The organism is Lyngbya sp. PCC 8106 (assembly GCF_000169095.1).
GTDB lineage: Bacteria > Cyanobacteriota > Cyanobacteriia > Cyanobacteriales > Microcoleaceae > Capilliphycus.
Genome location: NZ_AAVU01000008.1, coordinates 78,842 through 99,345 on the forward strand (window position 1 = coordinate 78,842; position 20,504 = coordinate 99,345).

Sequence of the window (20,504 nt, forward strand, 5' to 3'; positions counted from 1 at the left end):
GCAATTAACAAGAATCCCTATGAGGGATTGAAACGACATATTTCCTGACATCAGCAATTCAAATCCGAGTTGCAATTAACAAGAATCCCTATGAGGGATTGAAACCGGAATTCCGAACCGTGAGAATCATTCCCAAAACTCGGGTTGCAATTAACAAGAATCCCTATGAGGGATTGAAACTGAAAGCAATAAAAACTATTTTCTATTATTTCTTGATGTGTGGTTAAGACGGGTTTTTAAATGTTATTTGTGAAAAATATACATTTGTGTATAACCCGCCCCAACTGTTTTTGATTCCCAATTAAAGGATTTATTCGTGAGTTAAATTGGGATCAAACTTGACCAACAAACCCAGAGGAAAATGTTGTAAAATCGTACCGACTCGGATCATATTCGCAGCAGGAATTTGAAAATCAGTAATTTTTTCATGCCAATCTGATTCAGAACCATTGGGAATTTCAATCGTCGTATCTCCCCAAACATCCTCTCCAGTCGGAAATACTCCCGCTTGAACAACACCTGTTAGAAATCGAGGAATCACAATAATTGCTGTCTCTTGTTCATAAATACGAGCAAATGCAATAATTCGATCTTGATGTTTACCCATCACTTTCAGAGGAACATAATTTCCATACTGAAACAATTCCACAAATTGCTGACGAACTTCCAATATTCGGGCGATACAAAATAACTTCAAGCGTCCATCTTCACAAGTCGCTATCAAGTCTTCGAGTAAACTCATCATCCCAGTTTTACAACGGCGTTTAATTTCTTGTAAAAAAGACAGTCGTTGTTCAAAATCAACGGGACGACGATTATCAGGATCAACTAAACTTAAATCCCAAAGTTCTGTACCTTGATAAAAGTCAGGTATCCCTGGAGTTGCCATTTTTAACAAGGTTTGAGACAAAGAATTAAATATTCCATAGAAAGCAATCTTTTCTTGAAAAGCTCGAAATTCAAATAAAAAACTGTTCTCGTCGGAGGGGTCAAGCACTTGTTCAACAAAGGAAATAAACCCTTCTTCATAAACCGTATCGGGACGTAACCAAGCCGTGTGAACTTTGGCTTCTCGTACTGCTTTCACCACATATTCTTTCACCCGTTCAACAAACTGCGGATATTCTTCTTCATACCAGGGAAAAGCCCCAATTATCGTTTGATAGAGGAAGTATTCATCATTATTATCAGGAATCAATATTCCGTCACTTTCTGTCTTCTTAGAACGGTTGAGTTCCATCCAATTTCGGACTTGAGTTTCCCACTCATCCGGAATTTCTGAAATTACATTCAATCTCGCTCGCATATCTTCACTGCGTTTGGTATCGTGAGTTGAAGATGCACTCATCGCATGAGGCCAATTTTGCAGTCGTTGTTGATTAAACTGGTGAAATGTCTCGGGTTTAATTCCAAAGTGTTGCGGTGAACCTCCCACCTCATTTAAAGACAAGAAACGGAAGTAAACGTAAAACAATGTATCTTCAATTCCCTTCGCAGTTAACGGACTTGAGAACTGTTGAAATTTCATCACAAACCGTAACCATAACTGTTTGTTGTCTTCACTGAGAAAGTCATCATAATCGAGCAATAAGAACTTCTCAATTAAATTCAACTCGTTCAACAGTTCGGGAATTTTTCCTTTTGCTTCTTGAATCGCTTTCTTTACATATTTACGATCTTCATCACTTACCCCTTCTTCGGTAATATAAGTTCGGTAAACTGGAAAACGAACCAAAACTTCCATAATTGCCGTTTTTAAACCGAGTAAGGTAAAATCACGACCATAACGATATTCTCCTGAAATTCGCTTCAGTAAATGAGCGAGGTTATCTGCATCTCCCGCTAAGTTTTTATCCGCAATTAACCGTTTATTATCAACGATAAGCTGGTTGTAGGGTGTCGTTGATCCGGTAACATCTCGGTAAATTTGGCTAAAGCGTGACTCCTTAGAGGTATCACAAAATAGTCCATTCACATAGTTCAAATATTCATAGCCTGATGTTCCTTGAACTAACCATTTTGAAGGTAACTTTTCATCCAGTTCTAGGATTTTTTCAACGGTAATATAAATATCTCCAACTTTATCTCGCAGCCACCGTAGATATTGAACGGGGTTATAAAGCCCATCAATATGATCAATTCTGAGTCCCGTAAATTGACCCGATTCTACCCGTTTTTCAATCATATCATGGGTTTTCTGGAACACTTTAGCGTCTTCTACCCGCACACAAATTAACTCGTTAATCGTAAAAAAGCGACGATAGTTTAGTTCTTCCGCGCCTACCTTCCAAAACGAAAGCCGATAAAACTGATTTAATAATAAGTTATCCAGTAAATTAAAACTTTCCGGATCACCTACTTTTCCGTTGAAATATTCAACATTTTGATCAATAAATACGGTGATTTCCGGATTATCTCGATACAGTTCCCACAATAAACCCTTGACAAACAAAGCCTGATCTCGACGCTGTTGATTAGAGGTTTCTGCGGGAATATTTTTGAGCATATACAAAACCCCTAATAATTTCACCACGTCTGGGTTTCGGCTGCCAAGTTTTTTCGAGAGTTCTCCTAATTCGTGACTAATAAACTGAGCGTAGGATTCAATATTTAGTGGAACTTTTAAGTTATAATAATTAATACTTAACCCTTCTTCATCGTAGGAAAGTTTGAGTTCTCCATTTTCCAAGCAATTTCCATAAAAATCTCCCAATAAAGGCGTTAAAACTCGACCCCGGATATCTTTATAAGGATGTTGCCAGTCAATCTCAAAAAATTCAAAATATTCTGAATCTGGGCCATATTCAAGAATATCCATCAACAGCTTATTTTGACTATCATAAGCCATGTGATTCGGGACAATATCTTGCACCCAACCCATGCCTCGATCTTGTAATTCTTCTATTAACTGATCAAAGGTTTCTGGAGTTCCTAACTGAGGATTTAATTGATTAGAGTCAACCACATCATAGCCGTGGGTACTTCCTTCTCTGGCTTCAAAAATCGGAGACGCATATAAATCAGATATCCCGAGTTCATGGAGATAGGAAACAATTTTTAGGGCTGATTCAAACCCAAAAGTTGGGGTAAACTGAATTCGATATGTTGCAACTGGAATCCGCATATTTTTTTTTAAGTTTAGAGGAGTTTAAAGTGATCTAATCATAAGTGATTTTTGGGGAAGATTGTTATCTCCTCCCCGTCCCATCACTTCTGATAAACTACACAACTTTCAGGAGACAGTGTTAACGGTTGGGATGTACTCAGAGTCTCTGGTAAACTCGATCCACTTCCCATCCATTGCTGATCCGCAGAATCTAACCGTTTCTGCCAACTTCCTTCTATACTGATGGCATCAGTCGTCACCGCTTCAGAGTTAAAATTCAGTATACAAAGAACTTGACTGTCTGGACTCCATCTGCGGATAGAGAGGATTTTTTCCGTTTCCCAACTCTGGACTTCTTGATGCTGGAAACTCAGGTTTTTCAACGCAGGAATTTGTCGTCGGAGTTGAATCAGTTCTCGATAAAAATCAAGCAGAACTTTATGTTTTCCTTCGGTTCGTAAATGCCATTTTAAGACACAATCTTTGAACGTTTCTGTACTTTGAGGATCGGGGGCTTCTCCCTCCAGATGAAAAGCTGCAAATTCCTCTTTTCGTCCCTTTCTCACCGCTTCAACTAAGCCCGGATCAGAATGACTAATAAAGTAAGCAAAGGGTGATTCTTCTCCGTATTCTTCTCCCATAAATAACATCGGAACAAACGGCGAGATAAGCAGTGTGGCGGCACCCAACTTTAGGGCTTCAAACGAGGAAAGTTGACTGATTCTTTCCCCTAACATTCGGTTTCCAACTTGGTCGTGATTTTGAATACAAACCACAAACTGAGAGGCGGGGCGATCGCCTGCATAGTTGCCATGATAGCGCTGACGATTTGCCGAATAATGCCAAGAATAAGCAAACCCTTCTTTCAGCGTTTTTGCGAGTAGATCACACTTACCAAAATCCAAATAATATCCTGTGGTTTCTCCGGTGAGTAAGGTATGAACACAGTGGTGAAAATCATCACTCCATTGACCCTCTAACCCATATCCACCCTGCTCTTTCGGTTTAATAATTCTGACATCATTCAGGTCACTTTCAGCAATCAAATAAAACGGACGTCCTAGCTGTTCAGATAACGCCTTTGTTTCATCTGCCATTTCCTCTAAAATATGCTTGGCACCGAAATCATAAATCGCATGAACCGCATCTAAACGCAGTCCATCAATATGATAATCACCTAGCCAATACAGGACATTTTCAATAAAGAAATTCCGCACACCCGGACTATAAGCATCATCAAAATTAATCGCTCGTCCCCAAGGCGTGTTATATTTCCCGGTAAAGTATGGGCCAAACTCCGATGTATAATTTCCTTCCGGCCCAAAGTGGTTGTAAACCACATCGAGAATCACCATCATTCCCCGTTGATGACAAGCATCCACCAACCCTTTTAACCCCTCTGGGCCACCGTAGGAAGCCTGTACACCGTAGGGATAAACGCCATCATATCCCCAGTTACGACTGCCAGGAAATTGCGCCACAGGCATAATTTCAATGGTGTTAATGCCGATTTCCAACAGATCTGGAATCCGATCAATAATGGCTTCAAACGTGCCTTCAGAGGTGAATGTTCCCACATGAAGTTCATAGATAATCAAATCTTCTAACGGGATCACCTGCCAGTTACTATCTGTCCAAGCAAACGCCCCATGATCAACAACCGCAGAAGGTTTATGAACATCATCCGGTTGGTAATGGGATGCCGGATCGGGTCTTGTGATCTCTCCATCGAGTTGAAACTGATAACGACTTCCGGGTGAAACCTCTGTAGCGGTGAGACGCCAATAGCCTTGGTCATCTTTTTCCATCGGCAGAAGCCGTTCTTGGGGAGTTAAAATCTGAACAGAAACTTGTTGTCGTAACGGCGCCCAAACAATAAATTCACAGCGACCATCACCCAGATAATTTGCACCAACTTTCATAGGTTTGTTGCTTCTCCTGATTAAAGCTTGGGTTCGGGTTCGCTCAGACGCACCTTTACAGGGATATCAACGGGTTTTTCTTCCGATGATTTTAGCTGTTGTTCGCTAGGGGAATTTAACCCTTGAGCGTCAGAACGCTTGAATTTGAGCTTTTCTGCTAAGGTGTCGCGCTGATTGACCAGGTAAATACTGACCAACGTTAAACCAACCCCTAATGATTGTAACGGACTGAGGACTTCTCCTAAAAACAGATTTCCAAACAACAATGCAAACACAGGTGTCAAAAAGGTCAAGGAACTCAAACTGGTGAGTGAACCGCTAGAGGCAAAATAGAAGAACAAAGCATAGGCGATCGCACTCCCAAACACGGTAGAGTAAGCTAAAGCCAGCCAGTCTGATGCCGCTAAATGTATCCATTGTTGGGACTCTAGACCTCCAGAAAGGGCAAATAGCGGTAAACCCCCGATGATCATGTGCCAACCTGTGGCGACAACGGGATCACAATAGCGACACACCCAACGGACTAACACGGTACCCACAGCCATTGACAGAGAGGCGAGTAGCATTAACCATTCACCGCTTTGAAATAGATGATCGAGTCCCCATGCCATGCCTGCGGTTTCGAGGTCAAATCCGTTTAAAATCAGTTGATCGGGTAAACCAATTAGACTAATTCCACCGACGCCAATGACTAAGCCAAGCCAACCCCAAAAGCCAATTCGATCTTGAAACAGCCATAGGGATAAAATAGCTACAGCCAGAGGTTGAGAGTCGATCATCACTGAACCTAACCCCGCCCCGGTTCTCACGAGTCCTTCGGCGAGAAATCCTTGAAATAATGCTCCATCTACTACAGCGAATATACTGATCCATAACCACGCTTTCCAACTTTTAGGTTGAGGTCTACCTTGTAGGGTTGTAAATAGTAGTATGAGTAAACCGGCCGGAACTAAACGCACACCAGCCATAAACAAAGGAGTAGTCTGAGGCATAACGCCCTTCATGGCAACCATTGCGGTTCCCCACAGAAAAAACGGGGCGATTAAAAATAGAGGTTGAAAAGGTAATTTAATATCGGTCTGTTTAAGCTGCATTCAGCTTTCTCCAAAAGATTTTGCTAAATTTTCAACAACAAAGATGAGTTTGTTTTTGTTTTGTTAAATTATCTTTACAATCATAACGAGTTGGGGAGATGATGTCTAGGGAAGACAGACCGACGGGGAGGAGATGAGACAATTGACAGTGACCCGTTTCCTCAAATCTAGTTTCTCAGAGGAACTGAGTTTTTATTTTTAGGTAATGTATCTGAATCTACAGAAATAAAATGCTAAAATTTGATATTATAAAAGATTCTATTTGACAGATAAAGCCTCACCTGGACTACACATGATCTGGCCATTCAAACCTCGATATCGCAAACAAATTGCACGCATTGAAGTTACTGGTGTGATTGCCAGTGACACTCGAAAACGGGTTCTTGAAGCCCTAAAAACCATCGAAGAACGTAAATATCCAGCTTTGTTGTTGCGGATAGATAGTCCCGGTGGAACGGTTGCAGATTCCCAAGAAATCTATAGCGCTCTGAAAAAGTTACAGGATAAACTTAAAATTGTCGCCAGTTTTGGCAATATTTCTGCCTCTGGAGGAGTTTATATTGGTATGGGCGCCCAACACATCATGGCGAACCCAGGCACCATTACCGGAAGTATTGGGGTAATCATCCGAGGAAACAACATTGAAGGTTTATTAGATAAAGTTGGGGTATCATTTAAGGTGATCAAGTCTGGCCCTTATAAAGATATTTTGGCGTTTGATCGACAACTCACAGATCCCGAAAAACAAATTTTGCAAGAATTGATTGATACCAGTTATCGTCAATTTGTGATCACCGTTGCTGAGTCTCGCAACTTAGAAGAAACCGCAGTCAGAAGCTTTGCGGATGGTCGCATCTTCACCGGAGAACAGGCTTTAGAGTTGGGCGTGATTGATCGTTTAGGGACTGAAGAAGAAGCCCGGTGTTGGGCGGCTGAATTGGTCAACCTTGACCCTGATAAAACAGAATGCGATACTTTGGAAAAACCAAAATCTCTGGTGAGTCGAGTCTTAAGTAATAATAATTTAGAGACTTCCCGATTAGCGTCGGCTAAAAATTGGCTAGAATTTGAGCTTTCTACCAGTGGTCTACCGTTATGGTTATATCGACCCTAAAATTGGAGTAAACTGGAGTCAAATAGTAAATGCTATTGATTCAGATGAAACGTTCTCATCGAACATTTCAACCAACAATGCACAATTGAGGAAAACTGGAGGACTTTTCGTGGAGTGGCGTGTACGAGCAATACGTGGAGCAACAACCGTTTCGGAAAATTCTATCGAAGCGATCGCTGAAGCGGTGACAGAACTACTAGATGAACTCGAAACCCGAAATCATCTTAAACCTGAACAGATCATCAGCACAACCTTTACAGCAACTCGCGATCTTGATGCTACGTTTCCTGCTGCTATTGCTCGTCAACGTCCCCAGTGGGATAATGTTCCGTTACTCGATGTCCAACAGATGCACGTTCCGGGAAGTTTAGAACGGTGTATCCGGTTTTTGGTTCATGTCAATTTACCCGCCAGTCAAACGGAAGTTCATCATCCTTATCTACGGGGTGCGAAAGATTTACGGCCAGATTGGAGTTTAGCCCCTGCAAAATCTGGTCTTTCTTCTGTTTCAATCCCTCATAGGGATTCTTGTTAATTGCAATCACAGGCAGTTATAGCAAACTCTGGAAAGCGATTCTTGTTTCAATCCCTCATAGGGATTCTTGTTAATTGCAATCAGGCGTTGATCACCCGGATCGGGCGTAGATCACCGGTTTCAATCCCTCATAGGGATTCTTGTTAATTGCAATTGAACCGATATCGCTGTTCTCATGTCTGACTCCTGGTTTCAATCCCTCATAGGGATTCTTGTTAATTGCAATATCTTCTTCCGTTCAAAGTATCTTAAAGGAAGCAAAATTAGTTTCAATCCCTCATAGGGATTCTTGTTAATTGCAATCAGATTTGAGTCTGATGCTCGAATTCTGGAGTGCCGGTTTCAATCCCTCATAGGGATTCTTGTTAATTGCAATATGGGAAAAACCGAGCGTCACGACTTGGTTGTTTCAATCCCTCATAGGGATTCTTGTTAATTGCAATAATTTATCTATCATGTTTCTTAACCTTGACTTTTTGTTTCAATCCCTCATAGGGATTCTTGTTAATTGCAATGAATTTACTTACACTAATTGTTTTTGGTGGGAAGTTTCAATCCCTCATAGGGATTCTTGTTAATTGCAATTTTCTATCGCTACAATGAAGTTCGTCGCGCCCTCGGCAGTTAGTTTCAATCCCTCATAGGGATTCTTGTTAATTGCAATTGGGGCAGAAATTCTGGAATGAAATTTGGGGCGGTGAAGTTTCAATCCCTCATAGGGATTCTTGTTAATTGCAATACAATAACCCTTCATTTTCAGTAAACACTACTCGTTTCAATCCCTCATAGGGATTCTTGTTAATTGCAATCGACAATATCAAGTCTGTGATGATTGGATACATTCTTCGCGGTTTCAATCCCTCATAGGGATTCTTGTTAATTGCAATAAACAGATCTGCAACGCCTTAAAAGAGGGCGGCGCCACCATGTTTCAATCCCTCATAGGGATTCTTGTTAATTGCAATAGTTATCTCGTTTACAAACCTCCCGCATGATAATGTTTCAATCCCTCATAGGGATTCTTGTTAATTGCAATTGCGGTACCGGCAGAGGGCCGCCATCTGATGTGTAGTTTCAATCCCTCATAGGGATTCTTGTTAATTGCAATTCCTAATCGTAGCTACGAACCAAGTTCACCGTTCCAACTGATAAACTGCTATGTTTCAATCCCTCATAGGGATTCTTGTTAATTGCAATTTGATATATACGCTATATCAACCGATCACCGCGATCACGATGATTTGTTTCAATCCCTCATAGGGATTCTTGTTAATTGCAATTGAATACTCTACCTAGAACCTCTGCCTGGCTTGCGTTTCAATCCCTCATAGGGATTCTTGTTAATTGCAATAAGTAAAACGACAGATCAATAAATCTGTCGCCAGCTAATCTGTTTCAATCCCTCATAGGGATTCTTGTTAATTGCAATGCGAATTAAGTCTTCGTCAACGTTAGTCAGTTCATAGGTTTCAATCCCTCATAGGGATTCTTGTTAATTGCAATGGCGGCATCTTGAAACTCTTACTATATTCAGTTTTCGAGGTACAGTTGCGCCGGGTGCGACTAAAACTATAATACCGGATTTCCTCAGATCTGTCAAAAACCCTGAAACCCTTACACAGTGGGATGCGCCCACCTCTCGTTCTGACAATCAACCGCAAATCCAGACAGCATAACTCCTCCAGGCATTGACAGCGATCGCGAAATTTTGAGACCCACCCTCGGGCGCAAAAAGAGGTTCACTTAGTTGACGATTAGTTGTACAACACGGTATTATAAGTCCGTTGTCTACAGTTGACGAGGTGACAAAGTATTTGAAACCAAGAGAAGCGGCAGAACATCTAGGGGTTAACGTCAGAACGTTAGCTAGATGGGAAAACAAAGGAATTATTCAAGCGATAAAAACCCCATCTGGTCAGCGCAGATATGACATTGAGTCCTATACTCAAAGCTTCTCTCCTGTAAAGCAAACCGTGTTGTACTGTCGGGTGTCCAGTCATGCTCAAAAACCTGATTTAAACCGTCAAGTCGCTGCGTTGCAAGCACTATACCCAGAAGCAAAAACGATTAAAGAAATTGGTGGAGGGTTGAACTTTAAGCGAAAAAAATTGCTTGAACTCTTAACTCAAATAATGAAAGGTGAAGTGAATCGAGTAGTTGTTGCTCATAAAGATAGACTTGCTCGATTTGGGTTTGACTTGTTTAACTGGCTTTGTGAGCAAAACAATTGTGAGTTGATTGTTCTCAACGAAAAAGAACTTTCACCACAAGAGGAAATGGTAGAAGATATTTTAGCGATATTGCACTGTTTCTCTAGTCGATTATACGGGTTGAGAAAGTACAAAACTCAAATCAAGAACGATCCTGACTTATGCAACGAGCCTTTAAGACAAAACTGAAACTGAACAACAAACAGAAAACTTTAATGGCTCAACACGCAGGGTATTCTAGGTGGATTTGGAATTGGGCGTTAAACCTTTGGAACGAGGCTTATGCTGCGGATTTAAAACCCTCTGTTAATAAGCTCAAAAAGTTCTACACCCATCATGTTAAGCCTGTTTATCCCTGGATGAAAACCTTGTCCTCAAGAGTTTATCAGTTTGCCTTCATGCACCTGGGAGAAGCATTTAGTCGGTTTTTCAAAGGTTTGGCTAAATATCCTAAATTCAAGAAGAAAGGCAGAAATGATAGCTTTACTCTTGATAACTGCGGTAAGGTTATGCAGTTTTCAGGGACTCGGTTAAAGATCCCCTTCATTGGATGGGTTAGTACCTATGAGCCGTTACCTGAAATCAACACAAAGCGAATTACAATCAGTCGTACTGCCGAGAATTGGTACTTATCCGTCGCCTATGAATTTGAACCCGAACGCACGGAGAAGTCAAGAGAATACCTGGGTGTTGATGTTGGGATAAAGGTTTTGGCGACTTGCTCAGACGGCACTGTTTTTGCTAATCCCAGAGCGTACAAGAAGGCAACTCAAAAATTGGCGCGACTTCAACGCGAACTCTCTAGAAAGCAAAAAGGTTCAAATAACAGGAATAAGGCTAGACTGAAACTGACAAAAGTACATGAAAGAGTGGCTGACATCCGAAAAAATACAATTCATAAATTAACCTCATGGCTATGCAAAAATCACGCGGTCATTGGGTTAGAGGACTTGAATGTTTCTGGGATGTTAAAGAACCATAATTTAGCAGGTGCTATTGCTGATTCGGCTTTGTATGAAATTCGCCGCCAAGTTGAGTATAAGGCTAATTGGTATGGCTCAATCGTAGTTTTTGCTGACAGATTTTATCCGTCGTCTAAAACTTGTTCAAATTGTGGGCATATTCAAGAAATGCCTCTAAAAGAAAGGGTTTTCAACTGCAAAGTTTGCGGCGAAGTCAAAGATCGTGATTTCAACGCCAGCCTCAATGCGCGAACATCGTGGCCGTTGGCTATTCGGTTTGAGCCTGTGGATCGGGTACTGCCGACAGTCCGAGATGAAGCAGCGCAAAGTCCGATCTCGGCGGTTTCCGTCGAGAAGGAACTTTGCAAGACAGGAACGAAACTTTGATACGGTTTGTACCGTGTTATGTCAGTTTTCGATAGCAGGATAAAATCAATTATTCAATTTCCCCATTAATATACATCTGGGCTTGATTCCAGACAGCTTCCCCCACTTTTCGCCCCAATATTCGTCCGTTTAAGTCTGCATCGCGAAAATGAATCCCGCCATACAATCGAGAGATTCCGGCTTCATCAGCAGCATCGGAAAAGGTTGGCCAGGATAAGGTTATATCTTGAGAGGGGGTAATTTCGGGTTCAAAGTGGGAACTTCCGACAGGGATAGTATGGAAAGCCCCAAATTCATCACTTCCGGTATAGCGTTTCAAGACTTCAGCAGCGGCGGCGCTATAACTGCTGTGTCCTGAAACATATTCAGGAAAAGGGGGAGTCGGATCATTGATGCGTTGGTAGGGATGCCACTGGCTACCGTCGAGGGTTTGTGTGCCTTTGCCGGGACCTGCCCAAGCTTGAATTTGTTGACCGTTAAACAGGCTACGAATAGCCGATACCGGGCGAATATAATCATAATACCGTTTGGACTCCCAGGCAGCGATTCCGGCATCAAAAACAGCATTTCCCAGCATAAAAAACAGTTTCACATCTTCATCGAGACTGTGATCATCCCGTTGAGAAATATATTGTCCAAATGCCATCCATTTACCGGGTGGAAAGGAAGTTCCCGGCCCATCTTCCCAATATTCGGCAATGATTTTATGTTTGTCGGTGAGGTTGGCGTTGTAGTCTAAGACTTCTTTGACTCGTTGATGAAAAGTCGGTGTGGCAAACTCAGGTGGGGCGGGGGGGCGAAATTGGGAACCCGAGGTTAAACCGAAGGGGATAACGTTTCCCCAGTGAGGTGTTAGGAACCTTTGGAGGCGACTTTGGGGAGTGTCGAGGGGAACTCGTAGGGGTTGCCAACGGTTGGGGTTGTTGAGGATATCAGGCGAGTTAACGGGTTGATAATTTGTGGGGTCTGTGTAGTTGTTGAGTTGGTTTGATCCGTCGTTGTGACGAAAACGGAGTAAGGCTTTGGCTGCTGCTTGTCCAATTCCACTCGGGGTTTGGGGGTTGGCGATTGACGCAGTAGCGTCAGTGGCGAAGCCAATCGCGATTTTGGGATCATAACCGAGTTGCTGCATCACCTCCTCAAAAATTTGAGTTTGAGTTGGAAATAAGTCGATCAGGGTATGATAAGCGGCGTAACTGATCGCTTCACTTTTGTTGGAGAGGGTGTTTTCATCTACGGGACGCTGTAGACGGTCTTCGAGTTGGGTACCGATAGCAACGGGATCATAACTAGCCCAAGCATCAAAGATGGCGGTATGTACCATTGCATAGGCGCGTGAGGCGATAGTCGGGCCAGGGGAGGTGTTGCGGATGGCTTGTTGGGCGGCTTCATCCCAGAGAATGACGGTTTGAGTCGTGCGATCGCGGTGATCGGGTTTTTCTGGATTAATTAAGGGTTGGAGTCTACTGACTATTTTTTCGGAATTGAGAGAATTTAGGGAATATCTCTCGGAGTGATTGTGGCGAGCAAAACCTTCGTTATTTTGTACTATTATTGGGTTTCCTATGATTTGATCAGATTTGCAGGTGAGGTCAAGTTCGGGGTTTAATTTACTCGCCTCTATGGGTTCGCTGACATCTGGAGATCGACTCTGATCGACTCGTTCACTCGGATAGAAACGAGGGTGACAGCCGACAAACTGACTCCCAGATTGGTGCTGATCGAGTCTGCCGTTAGATGAATCATTTTCTACTGCAATGATCACTTCTGAGTATTGGTTCAGGAAGAAACTCTCATCAAACAGGTTTAGGAGTTCCAACATAAAATTCAAGCCTGAGTAATATCTCTAGACTTCATAATTTGCCTATTCTTAAACATTTGTCAAGTCTTTGGGTTTATTCTCCCCTGATTTGTATCGAAAAGTTACGGTTTCGTGGCCTATCCAACTTTAAAATAACACCGATTGTCAAGTGCCTAAACCGAGTTTTCCTTCTATCAATGAAATAACTTCGCGGGGACTGAGCATCATCGCCATTAAAGGGGAGTGGGCGTTGATCGGTTCATTTGGGGGAACGTCTCTTCAGTGTAGATCGTTATGTCGGTATTTGGCATCGGTCGGGGCTAAGGTTTTTAGATGGACTTTCACTTCCTCTAGTCACCGTTCTTCATCTTCGTTAATGGCGAGGAGGATCATGGTGTGGCGAGAGCAAAGCAGGACTTGATCGTTGCTAATCTAACTCGACTCTAGGCGGCTGACAATCTCTAGTGTAATGTTTTAAATTCCTATGCCTAGCTGGGTTTTGACCGATATCAAGTGATGAATGATCGCCATGCTTTGGATCTCAAGATTAGTCTCAAATGATACAGATATTAATTGAGTAGCCCAGACCTCTGAACTTTTGAGGCATTTGGGCTACAGATTCAACTGTTAATTTCGATGAGAGAGAAATAAATCAGTGAAATTATTCTTCTTCGTCTTCGCTTAACTCTTGACCAGATTTGGCGTCTACCTGAATGAGATGAATATGTTTGTGACCTAAGCGAATTTCAAATTGATCACCGGGTTTTAAGCCCATTGCTACGGTATAGTTTGCGCCAATAACCAAAGAACCATTCTTGTGTACGCACGCCCGATAACTGGCTTCTCTACCTCGACCATCTGTACGACCTGGATCTAAAGAAATTCCCTTCGCGGCTAACAGTGCATCGTAAAATTCTGTCATGTTTGCCCGCATTTGCTCGTCTTTTGTGGTGGTGTAATATCCACAAAGTTTAGCGGTCTCTCGCCGGGGCATATTACCAAGCGACTTAACTTTCTGAAGCAATGCTTTTCCGGTCAATGGAGATGCTGAAATTTTCTCTGTTGCTGATTTAGCCATTAGTCTACTCCGAATCTTAGTTGATCAATCCTAACACGTAAGATTGCTATTCTTTACATCATATAACTAGAAAAGCATTTTTGTGTAAGTTCTTTAGATATTTTCTGATATCTTGATGACTCAACTCTCTTGATAATCTGTAAAAACTCTGATTACTGTTCCTACTGTTAAAAGTGTACAGCCTTTTGAACCCCACATCGGGATCTGTTGAATCGGTGACACTGCTATAATCTCAAAATATTCGATGGGGATCACAGCAGTTTTTTCATTTTGTTACATCTGTCTTTATTCTCTTTCTTAAGTTGACTTAAAAATCAAATTTTGTTAAACTTCTAAATAGTAGTGGGTCTGAAGTGAATTTAATTACAGAGTGCAACGGGTGAATTTCCATGAAACTAACAAAAATTGATTTGAGTCAAATCGTGGCGGTGGGTCACAATAATGGTCAATTGGGACTGTTGATTGATCGAGGCGAGGAAATTGACTATATCGAGATTCCCGCGCCAAAAGTAGCTTATGATGGCCTGCAATCGGTATCTAATTTTGCCAACAATAGAGCAACTTTAGGAGGTGAGCAAGACCCTAACTCACTCAGGGGTTCTCTACCCTTTGATAGAAGCGGAGAGGGTGTTTTTTTAGACGAACAAGAGGAAGACGAAGAAGAAGAACTCTTGATTGAATTAGAATGTTGTGATCCAAACGATGATGAATATTACCCAGTTGAGATAGTTTCCGAGGAACTCTCGCAGGATACCCCCAATGGTAATCAATTGCTAAATTTTCAAGTTCCGGGTTATTCTTGATCACAGCCAGCTTAAACGCGAGGAAAAGCGATTACTTTCTTAACTGACTAATTCTTCAATCACTCGTTCTAACCCCGCCACCACTCGCGCCAAGTATTCATAATTGACTTGTTCGGGTGTATCGTTCCAAGCGTGATAATAAGGATAGCGAAACATCGCTGTATCAGTCACCATCACGGCTGGATATCCTTGTTCCCAAAAAGACCAATGATCTGAATAACTAATTCCTGTCACCAAACCAGGAACTGCGGCGCCTTCACAGGGAAACTGAGTGTGACTACGAAATGATCCGACAATTTGACGCACCAGGGAAGCCGATTTTAAATGGGTGACGAAGGCGATATAATTTCCTGTTGAGGGATAAAAATTCCCCAGCGGAAAGGGAAAGCGCTGACTTCCGAGTTCCTCAGAATAATAGCCCATTGTTTCTAGAGAGAGCATCCCAACAATATTATCTTGAGACTGTTTGCAATAACGCGCATAAACCAAACTTCCCATATTTTCGGTCATCGCAAACGGGGGTTCTTCATTGACAAATTCAACAAATCGTAGGGTACGCGCAGGTTTTTTGGAGGCAAATAATCGGGCTAATTCTAAAACCGCAGCCGCTCCGGAACCGTTATCATTTGCGCCTGGACATCCTCCTACAGAGTCATAATGACCTCCAATCACAATAATTTCATCGGGGCGAACATTTCCTTTGATTTCGACGGCGAGATTTTCAAAGGTTTGATCATGGACTTGATAGGCTTGACGTTGAACTTGATAGCCACATCCTAAAAACTCTGTCTCTAAAAAATCTGCTGATGCTTCGAGATTAGCAGGGTTGAGATAGTTTCGTTCGCCGATCTCTTGTGCCAAAATTTTGACATCTCGTTCAAGAGCCATTTGGAGTTGTACTTCTTGAGGCGTTAAAGAAGGCAAAGGCCCCCGATAACTTTCACCAGGCATGGAGGGAATCATAAAATTTGCTGTTCTTTTTCTGCTCAATTACAGCCGAGAGTAACTGAAAACAAAGCCTTTTCATCATATCATTTAAGGTCAACCTTTGTCCTTTTATTCTCTGAGATCTGCTTGATTTTAAGATGTTCTTTTGGTTTCTGCCTCCGGCTTTGTTCCTTGTTTAATTCGGTGTAACAGAGTATAAAAAGGCTCCCAGTTATCAGAGGCTATAATCGGTTCCCAAATCGCTTCTATTTCTGATCGAAGGGGAACAAAGCTCGGATTGTGTTGTTGTAATCGGGCTTTCATTTCCTGCATTTCAGCTTCTGAGAGCGTTTGTAGATAATGGTGATAAAGTTGTTGCCAACTTTCTAGATATGATTTCCGCCATCCTTCAAACTCAGGTAATCCTTCAGCTTGACAAATCAGAGTCGAATCCTCTTGCCATTGTTGACAAAAGCCTTGAGTTAACAGTGTAAAAAAGTCATGATACCCTAAGTCGTTACTTTTGAGTAAATTTACGGTTAACTTTAAAAATTCTTCAGATTCGGGTATGGGCAACTGTTCAAAACCCAGTTTATTTAACATTAACTGTCGATAGGTTTCTCGAAACTGGCTATCAAATAAATCGAGTCCTGTCTCTAGATCTTTGGGGTCGATCACCATGGATAAAGGTTGTTGTAGCCGTTCTAAATTCCCCTTACAAACCCACGGTTGATTGGCGTAGCAATATAGACCACTATGGTCAAAATAAGCAGCCGTAAAACGGGGATTGTAGCTCGGCATAAACGCATAGGGGCCATAATCAAAGCTTTCTCCGGTAATCGACATATTATCTGTATTCAAGACACCATGACAAAATCCAGCAGCCATCCATTGAGCAACTAATGTAGCGACTCGTTGCACTAATTCGGCATAAAATAAAGCATAGCGATCGCGATCATTTTGAAAATGAGGATAATAGTATTCAATTACATGATCTAACAGTTTTTCGACTAAATCTGCACGCCCAAAATAGTGTAATCGTTCAAAAGTGCCAAAGCGAATATGAGAGCGGCTAAAGCGTACCATAACCCCTGAACGAGTGGGAGAGGGTTCATCACTGCGATAGAGTTTTTCGCCCGTTTCGATTAGACTGAGAGTGCGAGAGGTTTTAACTCCCATCCGATGTAAAGTTTCAGCCGCGATCACTTCACGGATACCCCCTTTGAGAGTTAATCGACCATCGGCGTTGCGAGAGTAGGGGGTTTGACCCGTTCCTTTTGTCCCAAAGTCGTAGAGTTCACCATTGGTTGCGCGAACTTGTCCATAGAGAAAACCCCGTCCATCCCCAAGTTGGGGGTTATATTCTCCAAATTGATAGCCGTGATAACACATTGCCAAAGCCGGACGCACACTTTCAAATTTACCAAAGGCTTCGATAAAATGATTGTCGGTTACGCTTTGGGGGTCAAGCCCTAACTGAGTGAGTATCTCATCATTACGGAAACGCAGAATATGGAAGGGAAATTCTGCGGCGCTGACTTTATCGTAGTAATCACTGCCTAATGTTTCAAATGCAGGTTCATATTCGAGGAAAAGGAAGGGATTCGCCATGAGAAACTCATACTGCCTATTTCAATTGTTATATTCTATAAGTGGAAGATTGTATTGTGATCAGGACTACCAAAGAATTTAAGAATTTCTGGCGATCGCAGATTAGGTTTGAGGACTAGATGAGGGTTTAAGTGGCTGATTTCGTGCGATTTAAAATCACAATGTTTGATCCAATTACGGCACTGCGAGCAAGGGGTTTTCCGCTAGTCTCGATCAGTTCGATGCGGGTAAAATCAAAGTTCTGGGCTTGCTCAAATAGAACTTGTGACATTTTGTTTTGTTTGTTTTCTGAAAGTTCATACCAATTTTCATTGAGTTCAACTCGGAGTAAACTGGCGGAAAAATTGGCGCGGACTGAGACAATTATTTCAGGGCTGATTTTTGTAGTAGATTTTTTCATTTGAGCTTGAATTGTCGTCATCAAATACTGTTTTGATGTCAATTCTAAAGCGGGAGGGGAAATCAAGTTTACGGGCTGAGGCGAAGCTATTGCTACGATAAACTGGGGGATTTTATTGGGATTCTCGGGTAAGTTTTCCGATTCTAGCATGGATTCATTTTGATCTTTAGACAACGATTCCTGGTCTTCTAAAATAGTAGGATTTTCAGTGACAATTTCTGAGAGAGAAGGTTCACTTTGATCAAGTTGGGGTGATTCTGGTAGTGTTTCTTCTAATTGAGATATTGATTGAGGCAATTCTGGAGGTGTGTCTTCTAAGGGTTGATCAATAATAGTTTCTGATGGGGTTGTTTTTGAAGGGATTGTTTCCGTGATTTTTAGAGGGGGTTTATCACTCGAAAATTGTTGAATCATTTGACTCGATAGAATAACAACAATAAATCCGATAGTTATTGCTAAAATAGAGTCAGGTAATATTCGATTTATAGAATCGGGAAGAATCCGGCGAATCGGTGATAAAATTCGAGAGAGTTGATATCTTAGAGATCGCTTTTTTGGTTTTGGGTTGCGGGAATTTTCAGAGGAAGATGGATTTTCTAATTGAGTGACAATTCCTTCGAGTTGGTCAATTAAGCCCCGCAAAACTTGCAGGGTTAGATTGATCAAAAAATTACGCTGAGGGGGACGAGATGGCGGTTTTTTGGGGTGAGGAGAGGTGAATCGATCTTCAGACATTGTTTATACCCGGCTAACCGTTGAGCGAAATCAAATGCGCTAGACTAAAGTGTGGGATGTGTCATCCTAATGTATCATTTTGTTGTCAGTTTTGAGAACCTCAGTTTTTTATAGATGAAACGTCGTTATTTTATTCTCTCTAGTTTGGCTTGCGGAAGTGTAGTGGGTTTGAGTTGGAAGTTGGGGAATTCCCAAACCTTGATTGATGTGACTCAGACTGCGGTTAATCCCACTAAAATTGTCTCGATTCCCACAACAGAACCTTTGTTACGTTTTGTTTCTGTAGCGGATACTGGAACAGGTGAAGCGGAACAATATGCGGTGGCTAAAGCGATGACTCGTTATCACGAAAAACATCCTTTTAATTTAGCTATTTTAGCTGGAGATAATATTTATCCGAATGGTGAAATAGATCGAATTGAAGCGGTTTTTGAGAAACCTTATCAAAGATTATTAGAACAGGGTGTGAAATTTCAAGCCTGTTTAGGAAATCACGATATTCGCACCCAAAATGGTGATTTACAAGTGCGTTATCCAGGTTTTAATATGCAGGGACGTTATTATACATTTCGTCGAGGTCCGGTACAGTTTTTTGCCTTAGATACCAATAAAAGTGCAGATTGGTCAACTCAACTGGCTTGGCTAGAAGAACAATTGCGGCGTAGTGATGCGACTTGGAAGATTGTTTTTGCTCATCATCCGATTTATTCATCGGGAGTTTATGGTGTCAATGAAACGTTAATTAAAAAGTTGACTCCGTTGTTTAAAACCTATGGGGTTCAACTTTATATTAATGGTCACGAACATAACTATGAACGCACTCGGGCAATTGAAGGAACCACTTATTTAGTCTGTGGTGCTGGTGCAAAAAGTCGCCCCGTTAAACGTTCAGAATGGACAGAATATTCAACGCGAGAATTTAGTTTTGCAGCCTTGGACGTGTATGCAGATCAGATCATTGTGCGAGGGATTAACACTCAAAATCAAGTCTTTGATGAGGGGGCAATTCTTCAATCTTAGATCACTCGATAACAGAGATATTTTGATTTAACAGCCCCTCGCCCCAACCCCAGTCTGTTCAGTTAAATTGGCCCTTTTCTAGTCCAACTTCACGAAAAACTATCTTTCACCACTGAACAATTTTCCCAAAAAACTCTACACTAGAAAGAGAAGCAAACCTCAACCCCTCTGGCCCTCGCTCATCCTCAAGGTTCCTCCTGTTGCAGGAAGTCAAAGGTCAGGCAGGTGAAGTAAGCTGAAAATCATCTACAATTTAAGGGAGGTGGAACCCGAATCAATGAAAAAATTAGGTACTCATTTAATTCTCGATGCCTGGGAATGTCCTGCTGATCTTCTCAATGATCCTGAACGGATTCGGAACTCAATTCTAGAAGCGATCACCGCAGGAAATGCGACTTTAATTGACTTCTGTGTACATCAGTTTAGTCCTCATGGGGTGACGGCAACCGCCACACTCGCCGAGTCACACATTGCTATTCACACCTGGCCAGAATACGGTTATTTTGCCGCAGATTTCTTCTTTTGTGGTCAAGGCGAACCTCGCAAGGCGGTAGAAGTATTAAAGACTGCTTTACAAGCCAAAAAAGTTGTACTGAGGGAATTTCAACGAGGAATTGAAACCGAAACAACGATAGAAGGGGAAAACCTAAACCCCACAGTGATTTCTCAATCTCTGACTTCAGAAAAAGAAATCTGTTCAGTCTAATCCACTTCAACCTCAAATCACCATTGCTTCCTGTTTGAGTCTAGGAAGTTAAAGGTAGAGGGGTAAGACATTAATCGTCTGTCTTCCCCTCAG

13 protein-coding genes, 2 pseudogenes and 2 CRISPR repeat arrays (1 of these 17 cut by a window edge) are annotated in these 20,504 nt (G+C 41.9%); of the genes and pseudogenes, 7 read left to right on the forward strand and 8 right to left on the reverse strand.

Annotated features, from left to right (window positions below; translation table 11 throughout):
* A CRISPR array of direct repeats spans positions 1-180; the repeat unit is 37 nt; unit sequence GTTGCAATTAACAAGAATCCCTATGAGGGATTGAAAC; it begins 1,341 nt to the left of the window's first position.
* Positions 181-310: 130 nt separating this feature from the next.
* The 3 genes from treY to L8106_RS07505 form a co-directional block, all read right to left on the reverse strand.
* Positions 311-3,124 (reverse strand): malto-oligosyltrehalose synthase, encoded by a 2,814-nt coding sequence (gene treY / locus L8106_RS07495; RefSeq protein WP_009783646.1) that lies wholly within the window; start codon positions 3,122-3,124, stop codon positions 311-313.
* An 83-nt stretch (positions 3,125-3,207) separates the two neighbouring features.
* The gene (treZ, locus tag L8106_RS07500; protein ID WP_009783647.1) at positions 3,208-5,028 is read right to left on the reverse strand and encodes a malto-oligosyltrehalose trehalohydrolase; all 1,821 of its coding nucleotides are present in this window, start codon (positions 5,026-5,028) and stop codon (positions 3,208-3,210) included.
* A gap of 20 nt (positions 5,029-5,048) precedes the next feature.
* Entirely contained in the window at positions 5,049-6,122 is a 1,074-nt protein-coding gene (locus tag L8106_RS07505; protein WP_009783648.1) for a DMT family transporter, read from the reverse strand.
* A gap of 292 nt (positions 6,123-6,414) precedes the next feature.
* Here L8106_RS07505 and sppA point away from each other — a divergent pair, with 292 nt between their 5' ends.
* From sppA to L8106_RS07520, 4 genes and pseudogenes are all read left to right on the forward strand, one after another.
* Positions 6,415-7,236, forward strand: a complete 822-nt coding sequence (sppA, locus tag L8106_RS07510) for a signal peptide peptidase SppA (RefSeq protein WP_009783649.1) — start codon at positions 6,415-6,417, stop codon at positions 7,234-7,236.
* Positions 7,237-7,345: 109 nt separating this feature from the next.
* A pseudogene (aroH, locus tag L8106_RS30385) lies at positions 7,346-7,714 on the forward strand (chorismate mutase); the annotation flags it as partial.
* Positions 7,715-7,741: 27 nt separating this feature from the next.
* A CRISPR array of direct repeats spans positions 7,742-9,274; the repeat unit is 37 nt; unit sequence GTTTCAATCCCTCATAGGGATTCTTGTTAATTGCAAT.
* 299 nt (positions 9,275-9,573) lie between these two features.
* Entirely contained in the window at positions 9,574-10,170 is a 597-nt protein-coding gene (locus tag L8106_RS07515) for an IS607 family transposase (protein WP_039895698.1), read from the forward strand.
* Positions 10,143-11,260: pseudogene (locus L8106_RS07520) on the forward strand (RNA-guided endonuclease InsQ/TnpB family protein). The gene L8106_RS07515 and the pseudogene L8106_RS07520 overlap by 28 nt, the downstream one beginning before the upstream one ends.
* Before the next feature lie 119 nt (positions 11,261-11,379).
* Here L8106_RS07520 and L8106_RS07525 read toward each other — a convergent pair.
* Together L8106_RS07525 and L8106_RS07530 are read right to left on the reverse strand one after the other, a co-directional pair.
* Positions 11,380-13,152, reverse strand: coding sequence for a vanadium-dependent haloperoxidase (locus tag L8106_RS07525; protein ID WP_009783653.1), 1,773 nt, complete (start codon positions 13,150-13,152; stop codon positions 11,380-11,382).
* Positions 13,153-13,792: 640 nt separating this feature from the next.
* A complete protein-coding gene (locus tag L8106_RS07530; protein ID WP_009783654.1) occupies positions 13,793-14,209 on the reverse strand; it encodes an AbrB family transcriptional regulator in 417 nt (138 codons plus the stop codon).
* 389 nt (positions 14,210-14,598) lie between these two features.
* Here L8106_RS07530 and L8106_RS33510 point away from each other — a divergent pair, with 389 nt between their 5' ends.
* Positions 14,599-15,012, forward strand: coding sequence for a hypothetical protein (locus L8106_RS33510; RefSeq protein ID WP_009783655.1), 414 nt, complete (start codon positions 14,599-14,601; stop codon positions 15,010-15,012).
* A gap of 39 nt (positions 15,013-15,051) precedes the next feature.
* On the opposite strand, the gene L8106_RS07540 is transcribed toward L8106_RS33510, so the two are convergent.
* From L8106_RS07540 to L8106_RS07550, 3 genes are all read right to left on the reverse strand, one after another.
* Positions 15,052-15,975, reverse strand: a complete 924-nt coding sequence (locus L8106_RS07540; protein ID WP_156803610.1) for a M28 family peptidase — start codon at positions 15,973-15,975, stop codon at positions 15,052-15,054.
* Between the two features lie 117 nt (positions 15,976-16,092).
* Positions 16,093-17,550, reverse strand: coding sequence for a YdiU family protein (locus L8106_RS07545; protein WP_009783657.1), 1,458 nt, complete (start codon positions 17,548-17,550; stop codon positions 16,093-16,095).
* Positions 17,551-17,677: 127 nt separating this feature from the next.
* Positions 17,678-18,685, reverse strand: a complete 1,008-nt coding sequence (locus tag L8106_RS07550; protein ID WP_009783658.1) for a hypothetical protein — start codon at positions 18,683-18,685, stop codon at positions 17,678-17,680.
* A 114-nt stretch (positions 18,686-18,799) separates the two neighbouring features.
* On the opposite strand from L8106_RS07550, the gene L8106_RS07555 reads away from it, so the two are divergent.
* Both L8106_RS07555 and speD read left to right on the forward strand, forming a co-directional pair.
* The gene (locus tag L8106_RS07555; RefSeq protein WP_009783659.1) at positions 18,800-19,705 is read left to right on the forward strand and encodes a metallophosphoesterase; all 906 of its coding nucleotides are present in this window, start codon (positions 18,800-18,802) and stop codon (positions 19,703-19,705) included.
* A 277-nt stretch (positions 19,706-19,982) separates the two neighbouring features.
* Positions 19,983-20,411 (forward strand): adenosylmethionine decarboxylase, encoded by a 429-nt coding sequence (gene speD / locus L8106_RS07560; RefSeq protein WP_039895699.1) that lies wholly within the window; start codon positions 19,983-19,985, stop codon positions 20,409-20,411.
* The last annotated feature ends 93 nt before the right edge of the window (positions 20,412-20,504 follow it).

What these genes read in the sequence shown, in the direction of transcription:
- treY (WP_009783646.1), bottom strand. Translation starts at nt 3,124, where the DNA reads ATGCGGATTCCAGTTGCAACATATCGAATTCAGTTTACCCCAACTTTT.
- treZ (WP_009783647.1), bottom strand. Translation starts at nt 5,028, where the DNA reads ATGAAAGTTGGTGCAAATTATCTGGGTGATGGTCGCTGTGAATTTATT.
- L8106_RS07505 (WP_009783648.1), bottom strand. Translation starts at nt 6,122, where the DNA reads ATGCAGCTTAAACAGACCGATATTAAATTACCTTTTCAACCTCTATTT.
- sppA (WP_009783649.1), top strand. Translation starts at nt 6,415, where the DNA reads ATGATCTGGCCATTCAAACCTCGATATCGCAAACAAATTGCACGCATT.
- L8106_RS07525 (WP_009783653.1), bottom strand. Translation starts at nt 13,152, where the DNA reads ATGTTGGAACTCCTAAACCTGTTTGATGAGAGTTTCTTCCTGAACCAA.
- L8106_RS07530 (WP_009783654.1), bottom strand. Translation starts at nt 14,209, where the DNA reads ATGGCTAAATCAGCAACAGAGAAAATTTCAGCATCTCCATTGACCGGA.
- L8106_RS33510 (WP_009783655.1), top strand. Translation starts at nt 14,599, where the DNA reads ATGAAACTAACAAAAATTGATTTGAGTCAAATCGTGGCGGTGGGTCAC.
- L8106_RS07540 (WP_156803610.1), bottom strand. Translation starts at nt 15,975, where the DNA reads ATGATTCCCTCCATGCCTGGTGAAAGTTATCGGGGGCCTTTGCCTTCT.
- L8106_RS07545 (WP_009783657.1), bottom strand. Translation starts at nt 17,550, where the DNA reads ATGGCGAATCCCTTCCTTTTCCTCGAATATGAACCTGCATTTGAAACA.
- L8106_RS07550 (WP_009783658.1), bottom strand. Translation starts at nt 18,685, where the DNA reads ATGTCTGAAGATCGATTCACCTCTCCTCACCCCAAAAAACCGCCATCT.
- L8106_RS07555 (WP_009783659.1), top strand. Translation starts at nt 18,800, where the DNA reads ATGAAACGTCGTTATTTTATTCTCTCTAGTTTGGCTTGCGGAAGTGTA.
- speD (WP_039895699.1), top strand. Translation starts at nt 19,983, where the DNA reads ATGAAAAAATTAGGTACTCATTTAATTCTCGATGCCTGGGAATGTCCT.